This window comes from Sphingobacterium lumbrici (assembly GCF_006476045.1).
Classification (GTDB): Bacteria; Bacteroidota; Bacteroidia; order Sphingobacteriales; family Sphingobacteriaceae; genus Sphingobacterium; species Sphingobacterium lumbrici.
Genome location: NZ_SRZY01000012.1, coordinates 1 through 9721, shown reverse-complemented (window position 1 = coordinate 9721; position 9721 = coordinate 1). Strand labels below are relative to the sequence as shown.

The 9721-nt window shown below is 37.5% G+C and carries 10 protein-coding genes and 1 riboswitch; of the genes, 7 read left to right on the top strand and 3 right to left on the bottom strand.

All coding sequences use genetic code 11. From position 1 onward, the window contains the following. Positions 1-151 precede the first annotated feature (151 nt). The 7 genes from E4F24_RS05300 (at position 152) to E4F24_RS05270 (ending at position 6784) form a co-directional block, all read left to right on the top strand. Positions 152-604 (top strand): KTSC domain-containing protein, encoded by a 453-nt coding sequence (locus tag E4F24_RS05300; RefSeq protein ID WP_140937634.1) that lies wholly within the window; start codon positions 152-154, stop codon positions 602-604. 140 nt (positions 605-744) lie between these two features. Beyond that, positions 745-837: riboswitch (TPP riboswitch) on the top strand. Between the two features lie 80 nt (positions 838-917). After that, a complete protein-coding gene (locus E4F24_RS05295; RefSeq protein WP_140937633.1) occupies positions 918-1166 on the top strand; it encodes a hypothetical protein in 249 nt (82 codons plus the stop codon). After that, positions 1163-1999, top strand: coding sequence for a bifunctional hydroxymethylpyrimidine kinase/phosphomethylpyrimidine kinase (gene thiD / locus E4F24_RS05290; RefSeq protein ID WP_140937632.1), 837 nt, complete (start codon positions 1163-1165; stop codon positions 1997-1999). Before E4F24_RS05295 ends, thiD begins: the two co-directional genes overlap by 4 nt. Positions 2000-2298: 299 nt before the next feature. Then, entirely contained in the window at positions 2299-2559 is a 261-nt protein-coding gene (locus tag E4F24_RS14125) for a thiaminase II/PqqC family protein (RefSeq protein WP_140937631.1), read from the top strand. After that, positions 2543-4573 (top strand): M3 family metallopeptidase, encoded by a 2031-nt coding sequence (locus E4F24_RS05280; RefSeq protein WP_140937630.1) that lies wholly within the window; start codon positions 2543-2545, stop codon positions 4571-4573. The genes E4F24_RS14125 and E4F24_RS05280 overlap by 17 nt, the downstream gene beginning before the upstream one ends. 113 nt (positions 4574-4686) lie before the next feature. Next, on the top strand, positions 4687-5979 hold the full coding sequence (locus tag E4F24_RS05275; RefSeq protein WP_140937629.1) for a 4Fe-4S dicluster domain-containing protein: 1293 nt from the start codon (positions 4687-4689) through the stop codon (positions 5977-5979). A gap of 10 nt (positions 5980-5989) precedes the next feature. Further along, positions 5990-6784, top strand: coding sequence for a (Fe-S)-binding protein (locus tag E4F24_RS05270; protein WP_140937628.1), 795 nt, complete (start codon positions 5990-5992; stop codon positions 6782-6784). Between the two features lie 387 nt (positions 6785-7171). Here E4F24_RS05270 and bla read toward each other — a convergent pair whose 3' ends face one another. Genes bla through E4F24_RS05255 form a run of 3 tightly spaced genes read right to left on the bottom strand, consistent with a single transcriptional unit; the run spans position 7172 to position 9516 of the window. Then, the gene (gene bla / locus E4F24_RS05265) at positions 7172-8080 is read right to left on the bottom strand and encodes a class A beta-lactamase, subclass A2 (protein WP_140937627.1); all 909 of its coding nucleotides are present in this window, start codon (positions 8078-8080) and stop codon (positions 7172-7174) included. 35 nt (positions 8081-8115) lie between these two features. Beyond that, positions 8116-9033 (bottom strand): DUF5106 domain-containing protein, encoded by a 918-nt coding sequence (locus E4F24_RS05260; RefSeq protein WP_140937626.1) that lies wholly within the window; start codon positions 9031-9033, stop codon positions 8116-8118. A gap of 45 nt (positions 9034-9078) precedes the next feature. Further along, positions 9079-9516 carry a hypothetical protein gene (locus tag E4F24_RS05255; protein WP_140937625.1) on the bottom strand — a complete coding sequence of 146 codons (438 nt, stop codon included), beginning with the start codon at positions 9514-9516 and terminating at the stop codon, positions 9079-9081. Positions 9517-9721 lie beyond the last annotated feature (205 nt).

The following is a 9721-nucleotide window of genomic DNA, read 5'->3' as shown; positions in this document are numbered from 1 at the left end:
GACCACTCTGGCGCCATTGGGCGACTAAGGACAACATTTTATCGCGCTTGCTTTCTATCAAATTCATGCAAGCAAAGGTAATCCCAATAAAAAACTATTTAAATATGTACTTGATAGGCCGGATACGTTTATAATGTATACCTTTGCGGCCATGAAAAAAATCGCAGACTACAGAAAACTTTTGAATGTAGATAAATCAGCAGATCTTAAAACCTTAAAATCTACGTACCGGACAATCATGAAAGAATGTCACCCCGATAAATTCGTAAATGACGAGGAAGGGAAGTTAGATGCAGAGACGAAAAGTAAAGAAATGATTGAAGCTTATCATTTTTTAGTAAGCATCTGTCCTGAAACCCGGGAACAACAATTACCTATATATACGAATACCATAGCAAATTCAACTATATATGATTTTGAATGGAAATCTCAAATATTAGTCATTACATTCCAAGATGGTAGTCAATACGAATATTTCGGTGTATCAAAAAACGAATATATTAAATTTGTAAATGCAGATTCTCCTGGTCGCTTTGCCAGAAGACATATTTTCCATACGTATGCGTATAGAAATGTTTTAAAAACTACTAGTCCGGTACAATAAATGAACTATCGTTCTATCATAGTTTTTATAACACGTGTTATTTAAAGAGACACATTTATTTGACTTAAAATTGAGAGTACATCAAGCTAACTTTTCTCCAGAAGTTTATGATTGTGAATTCCAGTTTAATTGATATCTTTGATTGGCTTTAGGGGTATTCCGAAAGGAATTGAGATAGACCCTTTGAACCTGATCCGGTTAACACCGGCGTAGGAAAAAGCAATCGCATATTGGTTTTAAGCCATTACGTGTGATTACAATCTTCAAAGACATCCCTCTTTAGCCATTAATTATTTACAGAAAAATGTAATTAATGGAAAATCAAATCATCAAACAAAAAGAAGTACAAGAAAAAACTCCTCATATTCACAACATCACTAATTTTGTAGTGATGAACAACACTACAATTTCTCACCACATAAACCTATTGACGGGATATCCTGTTGAAAATACAAACAAGGCTTTTAAGGCTGGAGCAAATAGTATCGTTGTCGTTTCGGCAATTTGTACCAGTAGCGATCCCAGAAAAGCTAATCATGAGCACAGAGGGTTATTGAGATGAGACCAATAAAGAAACTAAAGACAATCAGCGTACTCAGTATTGCTGGCTTTGACAGTAGCGGTGGGGCTGGAATACAAGCGGATACAAAAACCATTTCAGCATTAGGATGCTATGCTACCAACGTATTAACAGCCTTGCCCGTACAAAATACGCAAGGAGTACGCAATATTTTCGAAATTAGCCCGAAAGCCATTGAAGAACAACTGGATGCAATCTTTGACGATATTTATCCGGATGCAATCAAAATCGGAATGGTACACAACACGACACTGGTTAATATCATTGCAGACTTTCTAAAAGATTATACTGGTAAAATTGTGTTCGATCCCGTTATGGTTTCTACCAGCGGTCATCGACTGATTGATGAAGACACTATAGCAGCATGTATAGAAAAACTATTTCCATTGGTGGATATTATTACTCCAAACCTTGACGAAGTAGCTGTATTGGTTGGCAATAAGGTAGCATCCATCAAGCAAATGGAAGCAGCAGGCAAATACTTGTTAAATATGGGATGCCAATCGGTCTTAGTAAAAGGAGGTCATCTCGACAGCGATGTATTAACATCTCTTCTATTGCAAAAAAATGATCTTACTATTTCCTTTCATTCGCCCAAAATCACTACATCGAACACACATGGTTCTGGATGCACACTATCTTCTGCTATCGCGACCTTCCTTGCTCAGAAATACACGTTAAAAGAGGCTGTTAGAAAGGCTCTGAATTTTGTACACGAGGCCATTTTTCATAGCAAAGACCTGATTATAGGCCAAGGTAATGGTCCACTTAACCATCTTTATTCGCCACAAAAACTTATTACATATAATCTCTAAAAATCAAACCGAGCCCGCCCGCCTCCCGGAGGGCAGGCGGGCTCACAAGTAACCGCGGATCGCTCATGAACTTCGCATAGCGACTCATGAATCCCTTTGAAAATAATCATGAATGAATAATACAATTGAAAGCACATATTAATGAATAATTATATACTAGTGAAATATCCATATAGTACAAACCACACAAACACGCATGAATTTAATGTGGATACTCCATGTAGCAGACGAAAATCAAATTAAAATGGACTAATCTCGCTTGGGATATAATTACACCACCATATCAGAGTATTTTGGACATGTCCTTTATTCGCGAATTACAACAAGCAACATTGCTGTTAAACAAATTTCAGTTTTACATGCTTCAAGATGCCAAATACCTCGAACACTTTGGCCGTGTTTTAGCATTTATTGGTTCCAGGTGCCAAGATAATACACGAGCGTTGGATTTTTTCGAATTTGGTCTGACAATACAACAACACATACCTATCGAATCGGTATGTCATCTATTTATTAAAACAAAAATATTGTATTTTTACCCCCATGAGTATACTGAATGATAAATTTAAAACGGCGTATGACACGGCTCCGTTCTCACAAATAGACACTAAAGATTATATTCCCGCTTTTGAAAAAGCCATACAAGAAACGCGTACAGAAATAAATACCATTGTTGACAATTCTGATACGCCAACTTTCGAAAATACAATAGAAGCAATGGCCTATTCCGGAATGCCACTCGATCGCGTATCAAATATCTTTTTCAATCTGCATGCTGCAGAAACGAATGACGAAATGGATAAAATTGCGCAGGAGATTGCTCCGAAACTATCTGAACTAGCAAATGACATCACATTAAATTTCGAGCTATTCAACCGCATCAAGGCAGTGTATGAAACCAAAGATAATATTCATCTAAATCAGGAACAGCACACGCTATTGGAAAAATCATATCGGGATTTTGTGAGAAACGGAGCATTGTTGGATGAGAAAAAAAAAGAGGAACTACGCAAGATAGATACCGAGCTTTCTGTATTAAAATTGAAGTTTGGGGAAAATATTTTGGCGGAGACAAATGCTTATCAACTGCACATTACAAAGGAAACTGATCTTTCCGGACTTCCTGAAGGAACTATTGAAGCGGCAAAAGGTCTAGCGGAATCACAAAACAAAGAAGGGTGGATATTCACGTTGGATTACCCGAGCTACATTCCTTTTGTAACGTATGCCGACAACCGTGAACTGCGTAAAGAAATCACCCTAGCTGCAGGAAGAAAGGCGTTTCAAGATAACGAGTACAACAATGAAGAAAATATATTACGAATCGTCAATCTCCGCTTTCAACGTGCACAACTTCTAGGCTATCGTACACATGCAGATTTTGTACTGGAAGAACGCATGGCGCAACATCCGGAGAAAGTAAATGAATTCTTATCCGACTTGCTTATAAAAGCAAAACCAGCTGCTGAAAAAGAATTTAAAGAACTGGCTGATTTCGCAAAAAAAAGAGATGGATTGGATCAATTGGAAAAATGGGATTCTGCTTACTATGCTGAAAAACTAAAGCAAGAGAAATTTAGCCTGGATGACGAAAAGTTAAAACCCTATTTTAAATTGGAAAATGTATTAAATGGTGCTTTTGAAGTGGCAAAAAAATTATTTGGTTTGTACTTCAAAGAGGTTAGTACCATTGAAAAATACCACCCAGAAGTGCAAACATTTGAGGTGCACAATGAAAACAACGAATTCGTAGCGGTATTTTACGCAGATTTTTTTCCTAGAAAAGGAAAAAGGAATGGGGCATGGATGACTTCTTTTAAACCTCAATACCTAAGAAATAATCAACAAGAACGTCCTCATATCTCTATCGTCTGCAATTTCACCAAGCCTACAGCAACCAAACCGTCCTTATTAACATTTAATGAGGTCACTACCCTATTTCATGAATTTGGTCATGCATTGCACGGTATGCTAGCTAACACCACTTATCCCACGTTATCTGGTACTGCTGTGTACTGGGATTTTGTAGAGTTGCCAAGTCAAATTATGGAAAATTGGTGCTACGAAAAACAAGCCCTGGAATTATTTGCCAAGCATTATGAAACCGGAGAATCCATTCCAATGGATTTGGTCGAAAAAATCAAGGAATCTGCTTCATTCTTAGAAGGTATGGCTACCTTACGTCAATTAAGTTTCGGTTTGTTGGATATGGGATGGCATGGGCAAGATCCTTCCGAAATAAAAAGCGTAAAATCTTTCGAAAATGAAAAATTCGTTTCTACTCAGTTATTTCCAGACGTAAAAGAAAATGCGATGACCCCTTCTTTCTCTCATATCTTTAATGGGGGATACTCATCTGGTTATTACAGCTACAAATGGGCAGAGGTATTAGATGCTGATGCATTTGACTATTTTAAACAGAACGGAATTTTCAATCGCGAAATCGCACAAAAATTCAGCGACAATATATTATCACGTGGAGGCACAGAACATCCAATGGTCCTTTACAAACGATTTCGAGGTCAAGAGCCGCAAGTAGATGCTTTGTTAAAAAGGGCTGGATTAATAAAATAAAATGCTCAGATGGTATCCTTATTAAAAGACTATTTTTAGAGGAAATACTCTATTATGCCAACATAATACTATTCAGATTGTATATATTTGTATAGAACCTGAATAGTATAACTATGATAAGTCAGCTAGTATTTGCAATTGTATTCATTGGAGCCATTTTTCTGTTTTATAAGAATGCGCGTAAAATTTACAGAAATATCCAACTGGGAAAATCTGTAAACCGTGTTGATAAACCGTCCGAACGTTTAAAATTGATGTTACTTGTTGCTTTTGGACAAAAAAAAATGTTTAAAAGACCAATTCCGGCCCTACTGCATTTGTGTGTATACGTGGGCTTCTGCATTATCAATATTGAAATGTTAGAAATTGTTATAGACGGATTGTTTGGTACGCATCGCGTATTTTCGCTTATGGGTGGATTTTATGATTTTCTGATTTATAGTTTTGAAATATTGGCCACTTTGGTGCTTACGTCCTGCATTATATTTTTAATACGTAGAAATGTATTGAAAGTAAAAAGATTGAATCAAACAGAGCTAATGAATTGGCCAAAAACAGATGCAGATTTAATATTAATCACAGAAATTGCGCTTATGACCGCCTTTCTATTAATGAATGCGGCAGATTTCAAGCTACAAACACTTCAAACAGCACATTATACGATAGCGGGTTCTTTCCCGATAAGTTCATCATTAGCTAATTTCCTTCCAAATAACAGCGATTCTCTGATTTTTATCGAACGTTTCAGTTGGTGGTTCCACATACTGGGCGTATTAGCGTTTTTAAATTACCTTCCAATATCCAAACACTTGCATATTATTCTTGCATTCCCAAACACTTATTTTTCAAACTTAAAACCCAAGGGGAAATTTAAAAATATATCATCTGTAACGGAAGAAGTGAAAGCAATGTTAGATCCATCACTTCCCCCACCCTCTGCGGAAATTTCCCGTTTCGGTGTAAAAGATGTCCAGGATTTGACTTGGAAAAATCTCTTGGATGCTTACACCTGCACCGAATGTGGTCGTTGTACTGCAGCTTGTCCTGCGAACATTACCGGAAAACTATTGTCGCCTCGTAAAATTATGATGGATACACGGGATCGCCTCGAAGAGGTAGGAAAAAATATAGATCGGAATAATTCATTTGTAGATGATGAAAAATCGTTGTTAGACGACTACATCGGCAGAGCAGAAATATGGGCATGTACAAGTTGTAACGCCTGTGTAGAGCAATGTCCGGTTAATATCGATCCATTACAAATCATTATGGGATTGCGCCAATATGTGGTTATGGAAGAGTCAAAAGCACCAGCAAGTGTTAATACCATGTTGAGCAATATAGAGAACAATGGTGCACCCTGGAAATATGCGCAGGCGGATCGTGCCAACTGGACAAATCAATAAACGAGAGCAGATGGAAAATCAATTTCACATACCTACAGTCGCTGAATTATTAGCCACAGGAGAAAGCCCTGATTTATTATTTTGGGTAGGCTGTGCCGGATCTTTTGATGAAAGAGCCCAACGCATCACACTTGATATATGCAAAATACTACACCATGTAGGTATCAAATATGCGATATTAGGCACAGATGAGTCTTGTACAGGTGATCCTGCAAAACGTGCTGGAAATGAATTCCTATTCCAAATGCAGGCAATGATGAATATTCAAGTATTGGATGGATACGAGATCAAGAAAATCGTAACGGCATGTCCACACTGCTTTAATACCTTAAAAAATGAATACCCGAGCTTAGGTGGACAATACGAGGTTATCCACCATACTGAACTCATCCAATCCTTAATCGATGCCGGTAAATTAAAGCCTGCTGATGGCCATGAGTTTAAAGGCAAGCGTATCACCTATCACGATCCCTGTTATCTGGGACGAGGCAATGCTGTCTATGAAGCTCCACGTAAGGCACTAGAAATTTTGGATGCCGACTTAGTCGAGCTGAAAAGATGTCGCAGTAACGGGCTTTGTTGCGGAGCGGGGGGTGCACAAATGTTTAAAGAGCCTGAAAAAGGCAACAAAGACGTTAATATAGAGCGCATCGAAGATGTGATCGAATCAGCCGCAACAGTGGTTGCGGCTGCGTGTCCATTCTGTATGACTATGCTTCGTGATGGTATCAAGGTCAAAGAGAAAGAACAGGAAATCCAAGTTCTTGATATTGCAGAAATCACTGTAAGGGCAAACAATCTGTGATAAATAACAAGGTCGGAAATTTGTCCGACCTTGTTATTTATAAAGCCATATTAACCCCCAAAAAGGATAATTCATATTTACTTATCCAACCTTTTTTGCTTTAACCATTTCGACATCAGATCCGCAATTTCTATGTTGTTCAAAGAGGAAAATGCGTGTTTCCCATAATACCAGTTTCAGGCAAGTGTACACCAATTACATCGCCGCCATATTTATTTCTTCGGGAATGTAGATGAAGTTTCCTACTATGTGACCGTTGAGTTGATAAGTCCTTTGTCCAGAGCAAATCCACACCGTGATATGGTATAATTTCCCTCATAAGACTAATATGAAAATTAATAGTACAATCTGGAATCAACGCATTTAAGTAAAATTTTATAAGTAAGCTTATCGCGAAAAATAGTCCCAGGCTGCCTTACTACATTCCGCGATGATCTGATCCGTCTCTTTTTCCTCTTCATTTGTCATAGATACAAAAACCGCTATAGCAAAATGTTTACCATTTGGTAAAGTAACAATACCAATATCATTGCTTGCTGTTGTGATCCCTGCCGCGTTTGCCCCAGAACTACCCGTCTTATGTGCCACTGTAGTTCCTTTTGGAAGTAAGCCTTTAATCTTGTTTGGCCCCGAAACAGTTTTTTCCATAATATCCCGAAGAAAATCATTGGAGGAAGTAGATAATATTTTGCTATCGTAAAACAACTTTAGCAATTGAACCACTGCACAAGGTGTACTCCAGTTCTTAAACTGAACCATTTCATCCAAGTGCATCTCTTCTTCTGTGGCTAAAATGTTGACATCTTTTATACCAAGGCCGTGGATAAACCGTTTTACCTCTGATGGCCCACCAACTAATCTGAACAAGATGTCGCAACCATTGTTATCACTTTGTGAAACCGTATAACTCAATATTTCAGCAAGCGGAATAGATACATTACCCTGTGGATATTTATCTCTAAGCGGACTCCAAGTATTAGGTAAAAGATCTTTAGTTGTTACAAAAATTTGCTGATCAAGCTTCAACTTACCTTCATCAACCTGCTTTAGTACAGCTAAAGCCAAGTGAAATTTATATACACTTTGCATAGGATAACGGACGTTTCCATTAAAACCAATTGTATCCCCATTTTGGAGATCAATTACCGAAAAGCCAATTTTCGCAGTATGCTTACCTACGATCGTTTCAATTGTTTTTTTTAAATCCTGTTTACGCTGCTGTCCAAAGCTATTGTTTGATATCAACAATAAGCATATAGCAATACGGACACAATTCGGAACTTTAAAATATTTCATACCTATAAATTTACATTTTACATCGATCTTGTTAGCTAATTCATTATTTTTTTATGTGACACCACATTTAAAGAACTCATAATCATATCAATATACGCATCTTTCAGCAATACTTTTTTATCTTTATCCAGCAGATAAAGTGTTGGAAATGCCCGCAGATCGTATTTTTTTTGTTTATTTATTTGTTGCTTATCATAACCATTCGCCCATTCGGTGGGTATTGAAGAAGCATAGTCCTGCCAAATCCTCATGTTATCTCCCGTGTATATTGACAATACCTTCAATTTTTTTTCATGCTGCATCGATTTCAACATTGTGTTATCGGACAATTGACAGATGATTTCCCTGCAATTTTCACAATCCGGATCATAAAAAAGCAGCAATGTGAACGGAGCATTTATGCTATATAAACTGCCTTTGCCACCGGAAGATGTGATATAAGTAAAATCTTCCGCAGTATGCCCCTCCCTGTTTTTATATAACATACTTAGCTGGTATTCGGGTCTTATCTTATACCCTTCAGCCAACCGTTTATCTTGTATGCAATACTCCAACACATTGATGTACAGCTCTTCATTCCTTAATGGAGAATCAGGATAATAAAGATATTTTTCGATAAGACCAATAAAATGATTAAATACGGCTTGATTAATTAGCGCTTTATCCAACAAAGTAATCAGACCACTGTGAGCTGAATCGGTTGATGCCTTGTTTAATAAATACAGATAGTCAACGAGTTGCTTTTCGCTCGCTTCCTTCCTGAAAAATGTTGTTGTATCCGTCACATTCAGGTTATCCCAATAGTGCAGTACAGTATGGTTGATGGTTTTCCGGCTGTTATCGGCTGTATCTGACGTATATTGTTGGTTTGTTTGCCGTGATAGGAAGAAACTGCAGAAAATAAGTAAACAGCATACAAATATAAACAAGCTTAAAAATAGTATATTTTTCATTAGTATATAATTTTTTATCGATTATGATGGTTTCATAAAACATCTTTAATGGGTTACAGCTATGGTCCATTTCAATTTCTTATACGCCACATTTAGATATTCGAAATCCTGCTGGGGGATATAGCTGGTTAAACCGCTGAATTCATGTATCACAAAACCACTATACCCCAATAGAAACTCAGGAGTTGCGGCTTTATATATTACCGTATTTTGCAGCAGTGTAGCTAATTCGTTATGGGTCTCCGGCGGAGATAAGCGGCGATAATAATCTTCAAAATCGAAGAACAAGCGATGGGTCTGGTACCTATCGAAATGCTGTACATCGTTTAAATCGTTTGCCGGAAAGATATCCGTTGCATGTTGCCTCGCCCATGCCGCAAGGGCAGGTAATGTCCTCGTACTTATCACGGAAATCGTAGCCGAACGCAAATCGCCTTCATTTTGGTTGTAATGATTAAAATACAGTTGGGCAAAGGATGTCAAATCTGCGGTTGGCTTATAAAGGCAAGGCAGCAGCTTCGGGTAAATTTCTATAAAACCGGGAGAAAGTATTTCGGCAGATTGTACGTCTTCAAACTAAATTGGACATTTTTGTTCAAAACCTTAAGGAGGATTTCGTGTTATAAATTTATTAATTTTTCTTGATTATACAACTGTCTTCTTTTGTTGATTTCGTTCGTTTTTATTT